Raw genomic sequence first — 19,382 nt, forward strand, 5'->3', positions numbered from 1 at the left:
TTACGCTCGATTCGGGAAGCAGCTTCCGGCTTCGCGATCATCCTTTGATTGAAAGGGAGAATTCCAGCGTTTGACGCAGGCGCGTCACCGTGCGGTGGCTTGACAGTCCAAGCAGGTTGCTGACTTGTTCGTTGGTCTTCCCAGCCGCAATATGCCGTCGACCATAGGTGTTTCGGAGAAGCCGAGGACTTTCGTCCGCCGCGGACAACCCCGCTCGTTGCAGGGCGGCGCGAACGCACTTGAGCAGTGTATCCGGCTTCATGGGCTTGCCGCCGCTGGTCGCCACGAAAAGCCAATCGGTCGGACAAGTCAACTCGACCCGGACGTCGTGATAAGCACGCAGGACATCGAGCGCAAAGCCGTCGAGGGGAACGCGTCGTGCAAGACGTGGCCCGTGCTTTTCTACCATGACGCTGGGACGATTTCCATCTAGGTCAAGATCTTGCACTCGAAGCAGGCTCAATTCGGCAGCGGTAATGCCGCTGCCGAGAAAGAGGGCGACGATGGCGGTGTTCCGCAATTCCTTCACGGATTCGCAACTTGCTGAGACGCATACGGCCTGTAGGCGCTTGTCATCCTGTTCTGACAAATAGACCGGCGTCGGCTCGTCCTCCGGCCAGTGTTCACGAGCGAGCATCTCTGCAGCGGGATTTTCCGTACGCAGACTAATCGCCACGAGGTGTCGGGAAAACCGATCGACGAGTTTGAGATAGCGAAGCCGCGTCGTGGTCCCTGGCTGACAGTCGCGCTCCAGTTCGTCGAAAAAGTCTTGTATTTGGTCGGAGCCAAAGCTGACCACGCTATGGCGACGCGCTGACAAATAGTCATTGAATCGCGAAAACATGGAGCAGTGCTGGACGATCGATTGATCCGCAAATGCGCGACGATCGGCGCCAGTCGCTTCCGCGCGCTGCCACTGAGAATAGGCTGCCTCAGGATCAGAAAGCCACAAATCGGTCTGCATAAAAATCGATATACTGAATTGCGCTGTCCTCCAATCTAACGCGAAGCTCTCGCTTCGCCAACACCCGCTATTAAGAAAAGAGCCTTCGAGAGCGGTCTTCCAGACGCCGTTTAGAAACAATCTGTAAACGTTTCTTGTCTTTTCTTGTCTATGCGTACGTCAAGTCGCATAGTTCTTTCGACGCATGTTCCAACCGCGCTAGCTTGTTCGATTGCATCCGTGGCATAGTGCGGACACTTTTCAAACGAGGACGACCACATGGCCACTTTGGAAGCAATTTAGGCTCGCATCAAAAAACTCGAAGCACAGGCGCACGCGATAAAGCTCAAAGAAACCGGCGGCGTGATCAAGCAGATTCGTGGCTTGATGGCTCAGTATGAAATTACGATTGAAGATATCGCCGCGTCCACTGATAAGGCTTCAACTATGACCCAAGTTCAAACCTCCCAAAGATCGGCTGCAGCCAAGTATGCCGACCCGAAGACGGGTGCCACTTGGAGCGGTCGAGGCAGGGCGCCGGCATGGATCGCCAACGCACGTAATCGCGATGCATTCCTCGTAGCGAATGGCGGTGAGTCCGCTACTCGCGCGCCGCTGCCGGCGGTGCGCAAGAAGGCGACGCGCAAGGGTCCTCAACCCGCGCTCTACAGTGATTCAGTTTCTGGGCTTACCTGGAGCGGTTTCGGACGCGCACCAGGCTGGATCGTGAAAGCCAAGGATCGCAGCGCGTATCTGATCGAAGGCAGCGGCGCTGGAGCCAAGGACGGAGGAGCGAATACGGCTGCCAAGAAAGGTGCAGCTGCGAAGAAGTCGGGAAGTGATGTGGCCCCTCCGGCGAAGGGGGCGAAGCCGGCTGCTAAAACGGCCGGCGCGAAGAAGCCCACGTCGGCGAAGAAGTCAACCGCAGCCAAGAAGTCTACGGTCGCGAAAAAGTCGACTTCGACGAAGAAAGTCACGACAGCAAAAAAGGGCGTGGCAGCGAAGAAGGCCGCCACAAAGAAACCTGGTCGTTCGACGGGTGCGCGTCCTGCGCGGAAATCTCGCGTGGAATCACAAAGCGTGACGCCTGCTGCGGAGGCGTCAGCCCAGGACACTGCCATCGAAGCGACAAGTTCCGATAGCGAATAACTGGACCGAGGTGCCGAGTTGCAATCGCGCGGCAACCGAGCGCCGAGTATGACAGGCTATGCAAGGCCCGAAGAACTGCTAGTGACACCATGGTCGTGTCATGGAGTCCGGACGGAGATAAGACAGGGCGACGACACGCCAGGCGACGGAAATGGACTACGACCGCCGTCGTTCATGCGTTGCTTTTCTCGCCCTCCAATCAGGTAACGGGTGGCGAACGCAGAAGCTCCGTCATCGGCCTTAGCAGACCTATGACGAGCCTTCCCTCTACGGCAGCAATACGACCGGTTGCGGCGTTTGGACGTTTGTGAAGTTAGGCGCCCAGCGGCCGCTTTCTGCAACGGCCAGTCAGCACTTTCTTGCAGGTTCCCCTTAGATTGGGAAGGCAGCCGGCAGTCAAAATCGACGGCCAGTGGATCGTGTTGTACCGGAGCGACGCCTGGTTAGCGTTAGCGTCGATCCTGGGAGGTGGTAGTGCCTCCCGAAGCTTTCCGCGAATGCCCGCCTAGCCGTTTGGTGAGGCAGTTGTTATCTGCGACGTTCAATATCAATAGCAAGGGAGACTGTCGCCAGCGACTCTCCCGACACGCCTCTGCGGGAGTCGTGAACAGGCATAACTTATTTGGTCCTCAGCGGGAAGACTCCGTTCAGTCGTCAGCGCGAAAATCTTCGATAGCTAGATTCTGGCGAAGGACCGATGTACAGCGAGCGCCTCGGGGCTCGGAGAGGCGCATCCGCGTCCAGTGTGAATGCTACGACCTCTCAGGTCCGCATACTCTGTTCCATTCAGCTGCGTCGAAACAAGTATCGTAAGCGTTACGTGGTCGACAGCGAGAAGACCCAGGTCAAATAACGTATGCAAATCGGCGCGTAACAAGAGGCCATTTGCAACATGGTTGGTTCCCGGCCCCTGATACGGAACGATGTGAGCGGCCTCAAGCGCTTCTGGAACAGTACATCCGCTCATCGCGCAGCATCCGTATGTTCGAAGAAGCCGACGACGGAATTCCGCCTGACCGCGACGTATTGCGATCTCGCGCGCTACGCGCTCACGCTCGTCTTCGACAATTGCCGGGTCAAAAGCTACTGGCGGCGCAACGTTAACGTCATCTGCGGGGACTTTTTCGTCTAACTCCGCCTCCGCAACAAGATCTAGCATCGATCGTCCCGCGACTGTCCACGCACCCCAAACACCATTATTTTGGTGACATTGCGGCTTGTAGTGGCTTAGATAATCGAGAAATCGCCCAGGCTTCATCGCTACGACTTGCTCGCCGTGCTGATTGGAGCCAATTGCAATCCCGCGTTCCGCAGCCTCGTTCAGCAACGCTTGCCGGAACTGCTGGCTATCTGACGCTCGAGGGGTCGGGACGCCTGCATTCAACTTGCGTTGAATTTTGCCGTTAACTCGGCTTGCGACGCTGTAAGGATTGAAGGCGACGATCAATGGTTCTGGGGCAAAGTCATCGCACCAGCCCAGCACGACCGTCTCAGGATTAGCAGAAGCATCAATGAACTGACTCGTACTTGCCTGAATACGGCGCTCGTCCGCAGGCCGGACCGTACCGGTGGCGCGGCCGTTATCCGAAACCTGCCAGCCGTAGAGCCGGAGCGCCTGAGGACTTCCGCCGGCGTTGACGACCGCGAGGCATCCCTGCGGGGCACGCGGATCGGCCATGCTTATCTCAACTCCGGCCGCCTGCAATGCGGCGACGATTTCAGACCTTGCAGACATGCTTGATGCTCCAAAACGGCGAAGTTCAGCATTCTAAGCTGTAGAATCCGCTGGAGAATAGCGCCGCATACTGGAAGCTGAACAAGAGGTTCTTCATGAGTGACCCGGTAATAACAATCCGTGAGATCGCAAGCGAACTGAAGCTTGCCGAAAAAACGGTCTACGCCATGGCAAGTGACGGCGACCTACCGGCGTTCAAGATCCGGGGGCAGTGGCGGGTGCGACGAAGTGACTTTGAGGCTTGGCTCTCACGGAAGGCCGGCTTGACACCGCCACTGTTTGCTGCTGTTGAATCGCCTATCTTGGGATCGGTCCCGCCGGAGGACCTTTTAGTCCTTCCGACGGTAGAAGAGCCGGCTCACGATAGCGACCTGGGGCGGGCTGTGGAGGACTTAACGGAGCGCGTGCCTCAGGAGGAACTGCACCGTCGCCTGGTCCGTGCTCTTGGGTCGTCGAATGTGAGATCCCACTCGCCTTGGGACGCAAAGCCCTTCGAAATGGATCTCGCGCCTCCGTTGCCCCAGAGAGTTCGCGTATATATGTACAACGCTACCCGTCCGCCAGGTGGTCGCCCGCTCGGTGAACACAAAGTGCAGTTGATCGTCCCTGGCCAGCGCCGCGGCCATCGCGGATCATTTGACAACGGGGATGGACGCATTGCTTTGCTGATCGGCTACGCAGCGGAAGAGGATGTCTATGTCCTGTGGGACGCGGGGTTATACGCCGACTTTGCTTGGTCAAGAAATGTCCAGGTGAAAACGGAGACCATCATTCAAGCGTCGGCAGGTAAGTTGGCGACACAGGAGCGCCAGCTCCGACCGCTAAGTGGGCGTCCTACTATCGAAATAGTACTAGCTGTCAAGCCGCGCAGTCTCGGGATGGCAATGGTCCGTCGGATGGAGCTCACACGCGAACGTCTGCTGCGGGAGTAGTAGAACGTGACCACATTTGCAGATCTCCAGCTAAAACAGGCATACCACAAACCTGAGGATGACATCGCCCGCGCGTTCTATCTGCCCTGCATGGCGGCTGCGATAACCTACGACCGTGCGGTCGGTTACTTCAGCAGCGCAATTTATGCACTGGCATGGCCCAGCTTGCGTGCGTTCGTTGACAGCGGTGGCAAGATCAGATTGATTTGCTCGCCCGTTCTTACTAGTGACGACGTTAGCGCCATGGCTGAGGGTTATGCTGCGCGCGATGACGAAGCTCAAGGTCGCCTTCTCAGGGAAGAATTCAACCGACTCTTAGCGACGCCCGGCACCGTGAAGCCTGCCAAAGTCCTGGCGTCACTCGTTGCGCTCAATGTCGTTGATATTTGTGTCGCGTGGGTGGGTGACATCGCAGGAGGTAAGCCTAGGCGCCTTTTCCACGATAAGCTAGGTATATTCGAAGACACCTCTGGCAATGCTGTTGCATTCAAAGGGTCAATGAACGAGACCTGGCCCGGTCTCGCTCTGGATGGCAATTTAGAATCCGTCGACGTTTTCCTGAGTTGGGCCGGCGAACGTGAACAGGCTCGGGTAGCTGACGAACAGTCCTACTTCGTCAGGCTTTGGAAGAATCAATTTCCGGGCGTCACAACTGTACCTCTGCCGGCGGTCGCACGCGATGCACTGGTAGCGGCATCGGATCCTGAGCACTGGCGCGAGCTTGTTGACGAGATATGCGTGGAGATCCGGGCTGCCGCAGGTTGGTCACCTGAGGCAAAGCCCAATGGACGTGTGCCTCGCCCTCATCAGATTGCAGCACTTGATGCATGGAAGTCGCGTGGTCGTCGAGGTATATTCGAACACGCCACCGGATCAGGGAAAACGTTCACCGCCCTCTGCGCAATCAAAGACTCGTTCTCGAAAGGCGAAGTTGTCGTAGTACTCGTTCCGAGTGACCTTTTGCTTCGCCAATGGGCTACAGAACTTCGTGCAACATTCGGCTCACTTGGTCTTCGGCTTTTGGTTTGCGGAGGCGGACACTCAGACTGGAAGAAGGACGGGCGACTCAGATCGTGGACACGGTCCGGTTCCGGAGCCCCGCGGCTCGTACTCGCGACCATCCAAACTGCATCCTCGCCCGACTTCGTCCAGGCATGCCGTGGCGGATCCCATCTCTTCGTGGTCGCCGACGAAGTACACAGGCTCGGTGCCCCAGAAGCACGCATGTTTCTTGAGGTGGACACCGGTGCTCGTCTCGGACTGAGTGCGACCCCGATCCGATCAGGCGATCCAATCGGAACGGCTGCGATATTCGACTACTTCGAAGGTGTAGTACCGCCGCCATTCACCCTCACCGACGCCATCAAAGCGGGAACACTGACCCCCTACTCGTACAACATCCAACGTGTTCGACTGGAAGCAGACGAGCAGCAAGATTGGAATGGACTTACCAACGAGATTCGAAAAATCGTAGCTCGGTCGATGAGCATGAAGGGCGCGGATGCCGACGTGGAGTCACGCCTGAAGATGCTACTTATTCGCCGAGCACGAATTATTAAGAGCGCGAAACAGAAACCGCCTGCGGCTGTCTCAATAGTTAAATCGGCCTACAAACGGGGGCAGCACTGGATTGTGTACTGTGATGATCAAGTTCAACTTGCCGCCGTTCGCGACGCACTTCGATCTGCCGGCTGTACCGACATTTTTGAGTATCACAGCGCCATGACCGGCGATCCTCGTCGAACGCTTGATTTATTCGAGGCACAAGGCGGGATTGTTGTCTCAATCCGTTGCCTAGATGAAGGTGTTGACATTCCTGCGGTGTCGCACGCACTAATACTAGCTTCATCCAAGAATCCGAGAGAGTTCATCCAACGACGCGGACGCGTGCTAAGAAAATCGTCGATGAAGTCAGTTTCCCACGTCTACGATGTGCTGGTTACTCCACTCTTCGATCCTGATGTACCTCCGGCGCTTGCGATTTTGGAGGGTGAACTTGCTCGCGCCATCGAATTCGGCACTCACGCTATAAACCCAGGATGCATTACAGATCTTCATCGCTTGGCAATCGACCACGGCATTGATTGGACAAAAATCATCGATGTAGGCACTGAGGACGATGATGATAACAAGGAGTTCCATGACTAGTTTTTCACACGCTGGCGATGACCAATTCCAATCGCTGCTCGACACAGTAGAGCGCCTAAGGCGCGACAAGTTTCCGACGCTCGACGCTAAAGTCGTTCGAGAGATCCTGCGCTTGCACGCGGACGGCGGCGCTGGAGATAGTGAGCTCACGCGCGGCGTCGAACAGGCAGTGGAGCGCTGTCTCGAAACGGGAGTTTGATCATGCTGCATCTTACGGCTCTGCACATCGAGAACTTTGGCCCCTTCAAGGGCCATCAAACTGTCAACCTCGCATCCAAGGAAGGCGTGACCGTCGTTTACGGGGAGAATATGCGTGGAAAAACCTCCCTGCTGAATGCTATTCGATTCGCATTCTTCGGAAAGGTAATCGGGCGCGGCACAAAGGCGCTTCCCCTTCACAAAGTCGGGAATTGGGAGCAAGCTGCGCTTGGAAGGTTCGGATTTCAGGTACAGCTTGATTTTGAAGATGATCAGCAAGTCTATAAGTTGACACGTTCCTGTCGGCCTAGAAGCGGGACGACTTTGCCAAGCGAAGATGAAGACTATGTGGTTGACTACTATCTGGAGAAGAACGGCAGCGTTCTCGGCCCTCACCAAGCCGAAGCGGAGTTGAAACGTATTCTCCCCGAGCAGATATCCCGCTTCTTCCTCTTTGATGGCGAACTTCTACAAGAGTACGAAGATCTTCTAAGCAGCGAAACCGATATGGGACGCCGTATCAGCGAGGCCATTGAGCGGATTCTCGGGGTTCCAGTTCTGACGTCCGCTCGTGCTTCGTTGATCCGCCTCAAGGAGAAATCTGAGCATCGGGAAGCCACTGCGGCTCAGGGGGACCAGAAGACTCGAGAGTTCGGAAACCAGCTCGCAGATTTGCACGCTCAGCGAGACGTATTGAACGATGATCTTCAACGCCTTGAGCATGACTTGGAAGATGCCAGATCGCTAAAAGCCTCGCTCGAAGAGGCGATGAAGAAGAAAGAGAGATTGGCCGCATTGCTCGACAAACGCGACACCCTCGACCGTTTAATGAAGGAGATCGCAATTCGTCGAGCGGCGAAGGAGACGGAGCTCCAGCAGGCAATGTCCGGAGCATGGTGTTCACTGCTGGCCGAGCCGATTCAAGGCGCCAAGAAGTCGCTCCGTGAATTGGAAGCAGCGCGTCAAACCGAGTTGCTACGCGCGGACGTGCTTGCCAGCTTGCACGCTAACGCAGGCTCGGAGTGTCCTGCTTGCCTGCAGCAGGTGTCGCCGGAAGCCCGGAAACGTATCGAATCGAGCATCCATGCAACGAATGCTGACGAGCGGCAGGAAAAAGAGCGAGAACTGCAGTCGATACGGCGAAAGCTAGCTGCTTTGGAGCAATATTCCGGAGCTTCGCGGACTGATATTCTCAAGTTCCATTGGGATGCTGTTGAAGAAGCAGCGGTTGACTATGCCTCCAAGAAGGGCGAGCGGGACGAGATTGCGAAGCAACTTGAAAGCGTCGATGAGGAATCACTCCGAAAAACCAAGACGGACTTCGAGAACACCATTCGTCACATCGACGTCCTTGAGAAAGGGGTTACTCGAACGCGAGACTTGCTAGATCAAAACAAGTCTGATGCTGAAAACATTCAAAAAAGGCTTGATAAGTTGAGCGGCGGAAACCTTGCAGGCGAACGGCGGCGCAGGGAGCTTTACTCTGATCTGCACCGGCTTTTCGACGATGCCGTCGGCGCATACCGGGAGCAGTTGCGGCAGCGGGTTGAAGCCGATGCCACCCGTCACTTCAAGGCTCTAACGACAGAGCCCGAATATGCGGGATTACGCATCAACGACAGCTATGGTTTGACGATCGTTCACCAAGATGGCTCCGACATTCCGGTTCGTTCTGCTGGTGCGGAACATGTTGTCGCGTTGTGTTTAATGGGTTCACTTCAGAACAATGCTCCGTTACGAGGTCCGATTATCATCGACTCACCGTTCGGGCGTTTAGATCGTGGACATACAAGAAATATCGTGCGTGCGCTTCCGACCATGGCGAAACAGGTGGTTCTTCTTGTCTACGAAGACGAGCTTCCCCCTGACCTAGCGAGAGATGAACTCAAGAGCAAGCTTCGGGGCGAATGGAGACTCGAACGAATATCGGCTAGACACACTGAGTTGGCCCCTAGAAAGGATTGAAGATAATGTCCGTTGACAAGAAAACGATCGGGATCAGTAAGACCAACGCAGCCGCGCTGAATGCGCTAGTCGCTGCGGGACGATTTGGCTCCGAACTAGATGCAGCAAAGTTTGCAATGGCATATGCAATAAAGCTGGGCCTGCCAGCTGGTGTCTCAGACGGAGCAGACACCAAGTGGAACGTCGGCAGCGTGGATTCAGATGGTTCACTTCGCTCTTTATTGGAAGCGTTTTTCCCGGCCAGCTTGGAGCCATATCGGTTGGCCGAGTACTTGATGAATGAGGGGATTAGACGCCTCAGCGACACACTCGGCGACGGTGACGACCTCTACGATACGATCTTCAACCAGGCGTAACCAGTTCTTTCGCGGCAATGATACGGAAGGCGCTACTATCACATCAGCGCCTTCCGAAGATGTCTCAACTATTCAGCGCATCTCGAGTTTTCGGCGATCCAGAGGTTGATCGTGGCATGTGCTTTTTTACATCATCGAAAGATACAACGTCGAGCCCGAGGCCGTGTCTTGCGAGGCGCTGAATCACCTCTGAGTGAACTCGCTGCACCGTCCGCAACTTGGGCGACAATGCATGGAAAGCTTCAAGAACGAGCTGTTCCACGTTGGCATCCTCCTTAGATCGCTGGTTCCTCATTGCGCCAGTGATTCTCTTTCGCATCGACATGATAACGTCGAAGTGGGCAACATCCTCCTTCTCAGAGCGTCCCTTGTAGCCCTTGTGGCTCTGCTGCTTTCGATCCAACGCGCCGGCGTCTTCAATCTGAAATCCCGCAGCTTCAGCGGCCGACTGAATTGCTCTCCAGACAGCGGGGTCGGTGCTATGGAAGACAAGTGTCGCCCAGGCGCCTGGCTTCAGTACACGGAATATCTCGCGCATTGATTGCGTCATCAGCGACTCATAGTCGCCAACTGTCTTTCCACCTTTGGATTGATCGCGAGATCGGTTAACGACAGCCTCTTCTTGTTGGCGGGTTAAGCCACCAAGCCATGACTCCCAGATGAGATTGCAGTCTGCATAAAACAGATTCGAACCGAAAGGCGGATCTGTAAATACGTAATCCACGCTGTCGTTCGGAATGTCTGAAAGCTTGGTGGCCGATCCCAGCCGAATCGCAGGCAAAAGTTCACTTGGCGTTCCCAAGCTCTCGTAATAAGAGCGAAGCTGCCGGATCTTGTTTCGCATTATCGAAAGAACGTTTGCTTCCGACGATAGCTGAGGAATATACAGCGTGCCGGTGAGCGGTCGCTGTCCTCCTCGGGCATTGAACCGACGCATTCGCGTTCCATGCCATGCCGTGTTAGTAAATGCGAACAACAGGGCGGACCGAACCCGTTCATCGCTTACCTGTTGAATTCGATTCCAGAGTGACGATAACGCGCGAAGATTGCGAGGCATGTAGAAGTCTGCGACACGCTTGACGCCTTGCAGGTGGAGTGCCGAACGAATATACATTTCCCGCGTCGGATCAACCTCGACACTCGGATACCAAGAGGTAGGTGCATGCTTCGCCTGCTGCTCAATGATTGAAACATCTTCAGGTGTGGGCGCACGTTCGACTCGTTGGCCATTAGCCCGCTGATAGTTCAAAAGGACAGGCCTGTTTCCCGCGTACTTCAACGCTTGTTTTGCAGTACCCTCGCCACAACGGGGGCAAGTGAGTGTCGACGGCATTCGACCGGTCTGGCGATCAATCGACTCCCAGATCGAGAACTGCTCTTGGCAGTGCGGGCAAATCGCATCGCGACTCCAAAGCGTGTATTGAATGTATCCACGACCGCCTCCATCCGTACAGGCATAGATTTCTCGAAACTCAGCGTCAAGATCAGCCGCGATCTTATCAAATGCATCTTGCAGTGCCCTGGGGTCGCAAGGGCGAGTGTGGTTGTACGCTAAATGTGCCGCCGCTACCGATAAGTCGTTCAATACAGCGCGCCGTCCTGAGAGTTGCGCGGCGACACCGGTCATACCAGTTCCACAGAATGGGTCCAGCACAACGTCGCCAGGGCGAGTGAAGTGCTTGATGAACGGAATGATGGCCTCGGGTGGCACCTTTGTGTGATAGCTATGAGCGTTATACAGCGCCGTGTTGCGTTGCCCAGAGACAACGTTTGGCGGATCACCGCTTGCGTCTGGGGCGGGCCGCTCGAGATCAACTAGTTTGGCTAAGTATGAGTGACCAGCCAAGTGTCGTTCGACCGCACACCCGAACGGTGAATCGATTACGTCAAAGTTTCGAGAAATGACCTTATTCGCTATTACGGCGCGAGAAGGCTGCCGCCACATAGACCCGCTCGCGTCGAACAGCCGAGCGCAAAGTTCCTTCACCGATTGAAGAGATAGACCATTTAGAGAGTTGCCATCTTTAAGTGAAGAACGGACGAGGAAAGAGAATGCTTGGTCCGTCGTGAACGACTCTTTCTGCGCGTGCGAAAATTCCACTAACGCGGAAACGATCATCTGGTCCGAGTTCAAGTTGCGAACCACCTTCCTTGTTATAGCTGGCCGGCGCCGTAGCTCGATAAGGGCGTCCAACGACGCGACGTTTTCCTTTGCTTGACGTCCCTTCACACCCTTGATGGACGGGTGAATTTTGTCTAATCCAATAGCATGTCGGACTTCGAGGCCTGCATCGCTAAGCGCGTCCTGAATCGCACACCATACTTCATCGCTGGAATTATTAAACTGCAGCGTTGCGTACGCGCTGGGCTTAAGAATTCTTGCGACTTCTTGGAAGGCGGTCGTCATAAGGCGCTGATAGTCTGAGATGGTCTTCCCGCCTTCGCTCGTTGAACGATGCTTATTTACTACTATTTCCTCACGCTCATCGGTCAATGTGCCAAGCCAAGCATCCCAAAGGAGGCTGCTATCTGCATAGAAAATATTTGATCCAAACGGAGGATCCATGAAGACATAGTCAATGGAACTGTCCGGCAGATGACACAGTTCGGTCGCTGATGATCGAACGACTTCGGCCCGTCCCGTGGGGGTGCCTAGGTGTTTGAAATACCTTGCGACATCACGAACCTTACGCTCGAATAGGCTGCCTACGTTCCACTCATAGCGTAGGGAGGAGATGTAAAGCGTGCCCGTCATGACATTTGTTGGACGCTTTACGTTCCATTGGTACCTTTTAGACGCCCGGTTGACCATGCCGGTAAACGCGAAGAGGAGAGCCGAACGAAGTCGGTCATCCTTTTCCTCCTGGATGGTGTGACGTATCGCGCCAAGTGCGTGCAGATTGCGCTTGGTGTAAAAGTCAGCAACGGAAGTGACGCCCTGCGCGGCGTGACCAGCACGCCACATCTCACGATCAGCCGTGAACGGTATCTGCGGGATCCAGTAGAGGACTTCGCCCGCGCTAGCTCGCTCGATTAGTTCGAGTTCAGCGCTCGTTGGCGGATGAGCTCCCCTTGACGTCGGTCCCTTTGCATTGGTTTCCACGGGACGCTCACCAATCCAGCGGAGCTCTCGTTTCTGACTTGACCTACGACATGCTGGACAGGTAACGGCATCCAAAACTGCGCCAGACTCCGAGTCTCGAGCTCCCTCCCAGTACGTGATTGCGCCACCACAGTGACGACATTCGAATATGTCACTCCAAACGGTGTACTCGACGCGAGTACGAGCGTCGGTGGTGCCCGTCTCGTAAAGCCAACTCAAAGTAGGACGTACGCGATCAATGACTCGTGCCGCAGCCTTTAGAAAGGCTTCGGGATCGCATGGCGTCACGTAATTCTGTGCGATATGTACTGCTGCAGGCGACAAGTCACTGAGAACTGCGTTTCGCCCGGCAAGAATCGACGCTACACCAGTCATTCCGCTTCCGCAGAACGGATCGGCCACTACATGTCCTTCCTTGGTATGGTGCCGGATCAGCTTGTCAATCGCCTCTGGCGGTACTTTCGTGTGGTAGCTATGGGCCCGATATGCTTGAGAATTCTTGCCAGCTCGAACGTGTTCGAGGTATGGACCAATAGCAGCAGGCGGAGCGTCACCCGCCTGCATCTGGATGCTCTTCTTGAAGGCTTCCGAAAGGTGTCGTGGGAAGGTTACTTTCGCTCCTGAATCCTCGCGTCGGATCACGGAAACGATCGCGTCCGCCTTCCCCGGAACAGCGTTCGCAACGTCTGGTGGCAAGCGTCCGGCAGTAACACGAAGGAGGTCGGCAGGAACTTCGAGGACGACTGACAAGGAATCAAATTGCTCGTCCGTTGGTTGCCTCTGTCCACTCTCGAGCATGCTGAGATGCGACTTGGCGATGCCGATTGTTTCAGCAAGGGACGTCAGGGAAAGCCCTTTCTCCTGGCGGCGCTCACGCAGAAGGCGTCCGCAAGCGTTACTCGACGACACAAACGCCGTCGAATCGTTGTCTGCGGGATGATTTTCAAAAATCGATAGCTGGCTAGGCCGGGACTTTGGCATATTCTTATGTGTTCACGGACTGTGTGAACACGCATTTTACTTGAGCCACCCGAACTTGGGGGAGACTTCAGGCCAGGTCGGTGCACGTTCGCCTGTCTGACAACCGAACCGGACTCCAGTGGCGGCGCTCCCCCCAGCGTGACTTGCCCAGCGAGTGGTGTGCCGTGCATCACGGCGAACGGGCCCAAAATCCGTCTGGGAGGGAAGCACTGCCCGAACTGGCCGGCGAGCTCGCGAAAAGTTACGGACGAATCTAAGTTAACGGCGACGCCATCCTGCATTGGCAACTATTTAGCTTGCAACTGAAAGGCCGCGGCGGTCGGCAATTGGCTGCGGACGCAATGCCGATAGGTCTCTGCGATGCGCTGATCCGGATTTGCCGCTCGTCAGCGACGACGCAGCACGCCGCTGTCGATGTTTCCGCCGTCGTTATGACCAGCTGTATCCGCGCTGCTGTTTCCGATGGAAGTTTTGAAACTGTTCGCCCGGGTTACCTCAAATGGCGGTATGGCAGCGCCACAGACCGCTCAATCACCAATCCACGCGGTGCGGTTCAAGCGGATGGCGCGGCATGGTCAATGCCCGCCTCAAAACAGATGCTGGCGGCTCGGCCTTTGCGGACGTTCAGGCGTCGCAGTTCGTGCGGCAGCTTCACCGAACAAAGCGAATACTTGCAGACCTTGATTCAGTTTGGCGGGACCTACTTTTTTAGTCTCGTGCGAATGCCGTTGTTGCGCCCCTTGTGGACCCGTCATAGAACTCGCCGCTGGTCGCTGCCCGACTGACCGTCGGGAATGACCGCTGCCAGAGGCGGATCGGTCAGATGGGTCGGCGCGACGCCGAGCCATCGATGTCTGCGGTGGCCGAAGCGCGCAGATTGGAGATACGGCGGGACTCGGCCGATTTCAAAGGTTCGCTTGCGGTCCTTGACAATCGTCTACTATGCTGCGATGGCGGTGTCAGTGTGCCAAAAATGTGATTGGCAGTTAGCTTTGGTGTTGCCCGTAGCGGTCCTACTGAGTTCAACGGTGATTAGTTTATCCGTAGGGAAGGCGGGGCTAAGCTCCAATGCGAGGTAGTCAAAGAGTGGCTTTTCGTGAACCGCAATAATCACCTTGCGTTTGTGAACCTTAGAAAGCGTCCGAAGCAAAGCGGCGAATTGTGCGATATGGACCTCGTCCATGCTTTGAACCGGATCGTCAATTACGAGCCACGGCAAGGTCGGGGCCACCGATAGATGTAGCGCTAGAAACAATGTCAGCGCAGCCGTATTCAAGTTGCCTGAACTGAGCATCGCGCGCGGATTACCGCCTTTTTCGCCGGAACGATGGTGGGTTTCCAGAATGGCCTCCACCGGGCCGTTGCTGTTTTGGGGAAGCGCGAAGGCGGGAACGAAGGGTTCTTCCGGGGCCAGCCGAACAAAGAGGTCACGCCACATGGCATTTAGCTCATCGTTGAACACACGACGAACTATATCTGTCCTCGCATCGCGCGCCCGCTTCGCAAGTTCGCGCGCATCAGCGATGATTAAATCAGCGGCATCCTTGCGTCCTGACAGTTTTGCAATGCGCTCCGTGATTTCCTCAACCGACTTTTCGATTGATGTTCGGCGCGTTTTTAAGGTTGCCAGCTCTTTCACGTCGGCAGTCGCTTCACGACGAGCGGATTGTCTCCGGGCCAACGCTCGTTCTTGAACGTTGCTAAAGGATTCGAGGCGATCAAGGGCCGCGTCAAGTGCTTCACCAGAGCCCAGTGGCTCAACCGGAAGACCGTGAGCAAACGATGTCACGGTCTCTCGAATATTCGTAATGCGTTGGTCGGCAGCATGCAACTCAGTGAGATTTCGCGATGCAGTGGCTGCTGCGGTCATGAGGCGCTGCCCCTCTGCCGCTGCATTTTCCAGTCCCGCCAGCGTCTGATTCAACTCTTTGAGACGAGTTTCGCGAGCCTTTAGCGCATTTCGTGCGTCTGGTTGCAATTTGCGACTGACGATTACGCCACGTTCGCGTTCGGCTACGGCCTGGCGGCCGGCGACGGTCGCGCGCTCTTGCGACAGGGCTTGCAGTCGTACAGCGCCTTCGTTGAGAGCAGTGATTTGCGCCGACACGTGTACACGCAACGGAGCTTCCGAAACTTCGCGAAAGTCCCTGCCGCACACCGGGCAATCGTCAGTATGGATGTGGGGAAGAACATCGCTTAACGCCTTGGCGAGTTGGCCGGCTCCGGCAATCTGAGCAAGTACCTGCTTTTCAAGCTCCGCCGCTTGTTTCTTTGCCCCTTCGATGTCACGATCGATCGACTCCAGCCGTTTGTCGTCGTCGACCGCGCGCGAAAGAAGCGTTGAACAGCGGTTAAGTTCTGCGGCTACACGCTGCATTGCTGCCGTGACATTGTCTTGAGGACCCGCGGAAGCCGATGGTGACATATCCGGAAAAAGCGACATCGTATCGGCTAGCGTATACTCGATAACCTTTCCGGTGCTTGTGCGCCATACAGCAAGTGCGGATGCTGCTGCTGCATTTTGCTGTTCGGCAGCTGTGCGCGGTTGAACGGAAGCAACGGATTGAGTCGATCGCCATTGTTGACGTACGACTACGATCTCGCGACGTAGACCGGCGAAGCGCTGAAGTTGAGATTCTTCTGGTGAGCCTGCAAGATGTGTCAGTAACGCGGGCAGATCGTCCGTGAGGGCAGGCTCAAGATCAAGCGCTTTCAGTCGCTCCGCAACACGCTTGGCGACATCGGCTTCCATACCAACTATCTCCGTGATTTCCTTCTGGTGTCGGTCTACTTCCTTCTGTAATGCAGGAATGTTTTCCCGCGTTTCCCAATACAGTGGAACCGTGGAGCGAAAGCGGCGTACATCGCCCGCGTCGTAAAGCCCGTCAATCAACGCGTCAAGGTGATCGAGGCCCAGCAGATCCTTCACAAACTTCGTTAGCGGTGAATCGCTTTTTCGCGTGTCTTTATCCTCATAAAGCTCCAGCAAGCGACTTAATGTGGCCTGTGCGAGAAAGCATCGTTCGCTATAAAACCGAGCGGCGATCGGCGAAAGAAGCGCGTCTCCGGAAACTTCGTGCTTTGCAACGTCAATCTGCGTGCGAAGGCGGCCCTCTCGAATTTGTGTTCCTTCGAGAACGATTCGCCCGTTCGAGGCGAATTTGTGGACGAGGTGGCTTATGTAGTCACGATCGGCACGGGCAAGTGACGGCACATGACCTGTTAAACCGAGCTCAATCGCGGAAAGCAGGCTGGTTTTGCCCGAACCGTTCTGGCCGTGGATTAGAACTACCGGCGCATCCAATGGAATGGTGACTGATCCCCGGATGCTTCGAAAGTCAGTGACAGTAATGGTGCTAAGCTGGGTCATCGCTGCCTTCATCGTTCGCTAACGTATTGTTGAGAATCGCGTGTAGCTGCGATTGGACGGTATCCGGGCCGGCGGCGGCCGTCTTCACCAGTTCGCTGATCGACGGAGCTAGCCCGTCCAAGTGGTTAGTGATTTCGTTCAACGGATTCGCGAGATCCTGATTTGGCTCGGGAACGTTCAATGGAAGTAACACGGCTAACCAGTTCCGCAAGGTGGGCTCACAATCACCGTCGGGCAGCGTCCCTACAGTCAACACTCGACAAACCCTTGCGAACGCATCGAAAGTTTCACTATCAGGCCTAACGCCAGCAAGAACGGTGGTAACCGGCCTGCGTGACTTCATGACGTCAAGCATTCGGCCAACACCTTCAACGTTGTGCAAGATATGCTGGCTCGATTCCGATCCGGTATCAGCGATGAGAACGAGGTCAGGGGACGGTATTGCACCAACAAAGGCCGCGGGAATATCAAACGACAGACCACCGATTGTTAAGGGACTTGGCAGTCGCTTGTAACCCGCAGTTTCCAGTAACTGACAGATGCGTGCTACGGAAGAGGAAATCGTCATATTGCGAGCTCGCGACGAAAGTTCTGCAATAACTCCTCCGAGCCGGTTCCTCTGCTGAGGAGGTCGCTAACGCTGACCTCCCGCTTGGCAAGCCTGCCAGTCCGGCTCGGAGGGCGTCGAGGAGAGCGCGCCAGGCTGGGTGCAATTTCCGCACTATGAACGACGGCAACGTTGTCGCCATCCACGAGATGACCATTGTGCCGTAGGCGCAGTGCAGCGTGGCTGTTTGTAACGAGAACAAGCTTCGTCAAAGTTCCTGCAGAGTTGATCTTGGCCATCCCCGATGTTGGGTCGGCGGGATCGGCATCACTTAACGTCCAAAGTCCATCTCGCATACCGATGCCAAGAAGGCCGGTAACCACTGCGGCTTCAGGTAGCCCAGACGACAGAAGCACCGGGTCCGCGGCGATTCGATGGAGCGGCGATGAAGTGACTGGATTGTAGCGCCAAGGCCCTTCCGCTTCCCGTCCGTCTCTGAAGAGGCGGGTGATCCGGCTTAACCTCATCATCAATCCCCGTAAGAATATGAGGCGGTCGCCGTCTGCCTGCGACGCGACCGTGTTTCGGATGGCTATGACGCCAGCCTGCAATTCTTTCCGATCGGCCGGAGCGAGCGCTCCCGTCGCCAGTTCGACGAGTGCACGTACTTTTGAGCACAGAATGTGAAGTGTCAGCGCAACGAGAAGCGGCTTTGCATATGCCCTGATGAGCGACGTGTTCAGTATTTGCTGTCGCGTCGCTGGCGTATATGCTGTGGGGTAAACGTTCTGAAGCATGCCCAACTGATCAGCACCAAGCCGGTCTTCCGAAAACACGAAACCTGGCGGATCGTTGGGCCACGGCCACTCCATGGTCGCCGCGGCCTTTGCAAACAGCGCCTGAATATTTGCATCTTGAGCAGACAAGCCCATCATCAGCGTGGGTTTGCGGACAATGATGTCAGCAAGTTTGTTAACGATCGCAGCGTTTTCAAGTTTGGCTGCCCATCCGTTAATTTGGGATTGCCGTGCGATCAGAAATGGTCGGTAACCCGCTTCGTCTTCGGTCGCCTTAATTGCGCATCCGTGAAACTTGTATAAAGCTGCGCGCTGCTGAGCCTCTCGAAGATTCTCCGGACGCACGCATACGACAATTGAAGGATGGCCCGCAGTGAGTTCGGTCGCCGCGCGTTCAATCAGGCCATCCCAGTTTGCGGTGGCGATTTCTGACACGACGCCTTCCTGCATCAACAATGCGATGCACAGATGCTCGACATCAGGTTCGAGCCGGGGGTCTGCAAAGGTTTCTGCGACGCTAACGGCTTCCCAGAGTAGGTAATCGGCTGCCTCGCCCTCAACATTCACATCGAGCAAACGCGCGTAATTGTTGATGAGGCGGCTAGTAATAGCCTCAGCGTCCTGCCATCCAGCAAACGGATGGTCAAAGTCGACTCGTGCCCATTCATCGGCGGAGAGGGTCGCGCACGCAAGCGCATCATTCAGTGCGGTCTTGAAGCGGCACGCGGCGGCTGCATGATCAATTTTCGCTCGCAGGAACTCAAGCACTTTGGGCACAACCGCGCGAAGCCCGGGCACCCGCCCTAAGGAAATTCCGGAGCCGAGCCAGAATACATATCGATCTTCGGCCACGCCAGACGCGAGTGCCTTAAACGGGCCATCAAGCATGTCCAGCGTCTGCTGGATCGTTATGTCGGCAGCGTGTGGAGCGTGAGGCATTAAACCTTCTCTCGGTCGTTGGAGTGCTGACAATAGTGACCTCCTTCGCCGCAGCAGAGAGGTCATTGCTGGAACATCAGCCTGAAAGTTTTTTGTCCAGTAGTATCGCGGCAGTATTCTAGATGGAGTCGGTGAAGTCCGGCAATCCGCTTTTTTATAACGGGAGAGCGGCGGGGGGCAATGCGCAACGCGTCCGGGAGGACGACAACGATCAGGGAC

The 19,382-nt window shown here is 55.8% G+C and carries 13 protein-coding genes; 7 read left to right on the forward strand and 6 right to left on the reverse strand.

Annotated elements, in window-relative coordinates; translation table 11 throughout:
• Positions 1–37: 37 nt before the first annotated feature.
• Positions 38–964, reverse strand: a complete 927-nt coding sequence (locus AWB76_RS23725; RefSeq protein ID WP_061162591.1) for a tyrosine-type recombinase/integrase — start codon at positions 962–964, stop codon at positions 38–40.
• A 342-nt stretch (positions 965–1,306) separates the two neighbouring features.
• Between AWB76_RS23725 and AWB76_RS39335 the strand changes: the two genes are divergently transcribed.
• The gene (locus AWB76_RS39335; RefSeq protein ID WP_074171400.1) at positions 1,307–2,092 is read left to right on the forward strand and encodes an H-NS family nucleoid-associated regulatory protein; all 786 of its coding nucleotides are present in this window, start codon (positions 1,307–1,309) and stop codon (positions 2,090–2,092) included.
• Positions 2,093–2,768: 676 nt separating this feature from the next.
• Here the strand turns inward: AWB76_RS39335 and AWB76_RS42265 are convergent.
• Positions 2,769–3,827, reverse strand: a complete 1,059-nt coding sequence (locus AWB76_RS42265; RefSeq protein WP_074171401.1) for an HNH endonuclease — start codon at positions 3,825–3,827, stop codon at positions 2,769–2,771.
• A 95-nt stretch (positions 3,828–3,922) separates the two neighbouring features.
• Between AWB76_RS42265 and AWB76_RS23740 the strand changes: the two genes are divergently transcribed.
• The 5 genes from AWB76_RS23740 to AWB76_RS23760 are packed head-to-tail and all read left to right on the forward strand — an operon-like array spanning position 3,923 to position 9,426.
• Positions 3,923–4,759 carry a helix-turn-helix domain-containing protein gene (locus AWB76_RS23740; RefSeq protein WP_063936384.1) on the forward strand — a complete coding sequence of 279 codons (837 nt, stop codon included), beginning with the start codon at positions 3,923–3,925 and terminating at the stop codon, positions 4,757–4,759.
• Between the two features lie 6 nt (positions 4,760–4,765).
• Positions 4,766–6,907 carry a DEAD/DEAH box helicase family protein gene (locus AWB76_RS23745; RefSeq protein ID WP_063936385.1) on the forward strand — a complete coding sequence of 714 codons (2,142 nt, stop codon included), beginning with the start codon at positions 4,766–4,768 and terminating at the stop codon, positions 6,905–6,907.
• Positions 6,900–7,106, forward strand: coding sequence for a hypothetical protein (locus tag AWB76_RS23750; RefSeq protein ID WP_157696186.1), 207 nt, complete (start codon positions 6,900–6,902; stop codon positions 7,104–7,106). The genes AWB76_RS23745 and AWB76_RS23750 overlap by 8 nt, the downstream gene beginning before the upstream one ends.
• Before the next feature lie 2 nt (positions 7,107–7,108).
• Complete coding sequence (locus tag AWB76_RS23755; RefSeq protein WP_061162596.1) at positions 7,109–9,070, forward strand: AAA family ATPase; 1,962 nt, start codon at positions 7,109–7,111, stop codon at positions 9,068–9,070.
• A 5-nt stretch (positions 9,071–9,075) separates the two neighbouring features.
• The gene (locus tag AWB76_RS23760) at positions 9,076–9,426 is read left to right on the forward strand and encodes a hypothetical protein (RefSeq protein ID WP_157696187.1); all 351 of its coding nucleotides are present in this window, start codon (positions 9,076–9,078) and stop codon (positions 9,424–9,426) included.
• A gap of 64 nt (positions 9,427–9,490) precedes the next feature.
• Here the strand turns inward: AWB76_RS23760 and AWB76_RS23765 are convergent, their stop codons facing one another.
• Positions 9,491–13,510 (reverse strand): DNA methyltransferase, encoded by a 4,020-nt coding sequence (locus AWB76_RS23765; protein ID WP_082864511.1) that lies wholly within the window; start codon positions 13,508–13,510, stop codon positions 9,491–9,493.
• A gap of 296 nt (positions 13,511–13,806) precedes the next feature.
• On the opposite strand from AWB76_RS23765, the gene AWB76_RS41085 reads away from it, so the two are divergent.
• Positions 13,807–14,295, forward strand: a complete 489-nt coding sequence (locus tag AWB76_RS41085) for a hypothetical protein (RefSeq protein ID WP_157696188.1) — start codon at positions 13,807–13,809, stop codon at positions 14,293–14,295.
• Positions 14,296–14,450: 155 nt separating this feature from the next.
• Here AWB76_RS41085 and AWB76_RS23770 read toward each other — a convergent pair whose 3' ends face one another.
• From AWB76_RS23770 to AWB76_RS23780, 3 genes are read right to left on the reverse strand one after another with little or no spacing between them, the layout of a single operon-like run.
• A complete protein-coding gene (locus AWB76_RS23770; protein WP_063936393.1) occupies positions 14,451–16,880 on the reverse strand; it encodes an AAA family ATPase in 2,430 nt (809 codons plus the stop codon).
• Positions 16,867–17,448 (reverse strand): hypothetical protein, encoded by a 582-nt coding sequence (locus AWB76_RS23775; RefSeq protein WP_061162600.1) that lies wholly within the window; start codon positions 17,446–17,448, stop codon positions 16,867–16,869. The genes AWB76_RS23770 and AWB76_RS23775 overlap by 14 nt, the downstream gene beginning before the upstream one ends.
• On the reverse strand, positions 17,445–19,163 hold the full coding sequence (locus AWB76_RS23780; RefSeq protein WP_061162601.1) for an SIR2 family protein: 1,719 nt from the start codon (positions 19,161–19,163) through the stop codon (positions 17,445–17,447). Before AWB76_RS23780 ends, AWB76_RS23775 begins: the two co-directional genes overlap by 4 nt.
• Positions 19,164–19,382 lie beyond the last annotated feature (219 nt).

This window comes from Caballeronia temeraria (assembly GCF_001544795.2).
GTDB classification, from domain to species: Bacteria; Pseudomonadota; Gammaproteobacteria; order Burkholderiales; family Burkholderiaceae; genus Caballeronia; species Caballeronia temeraria.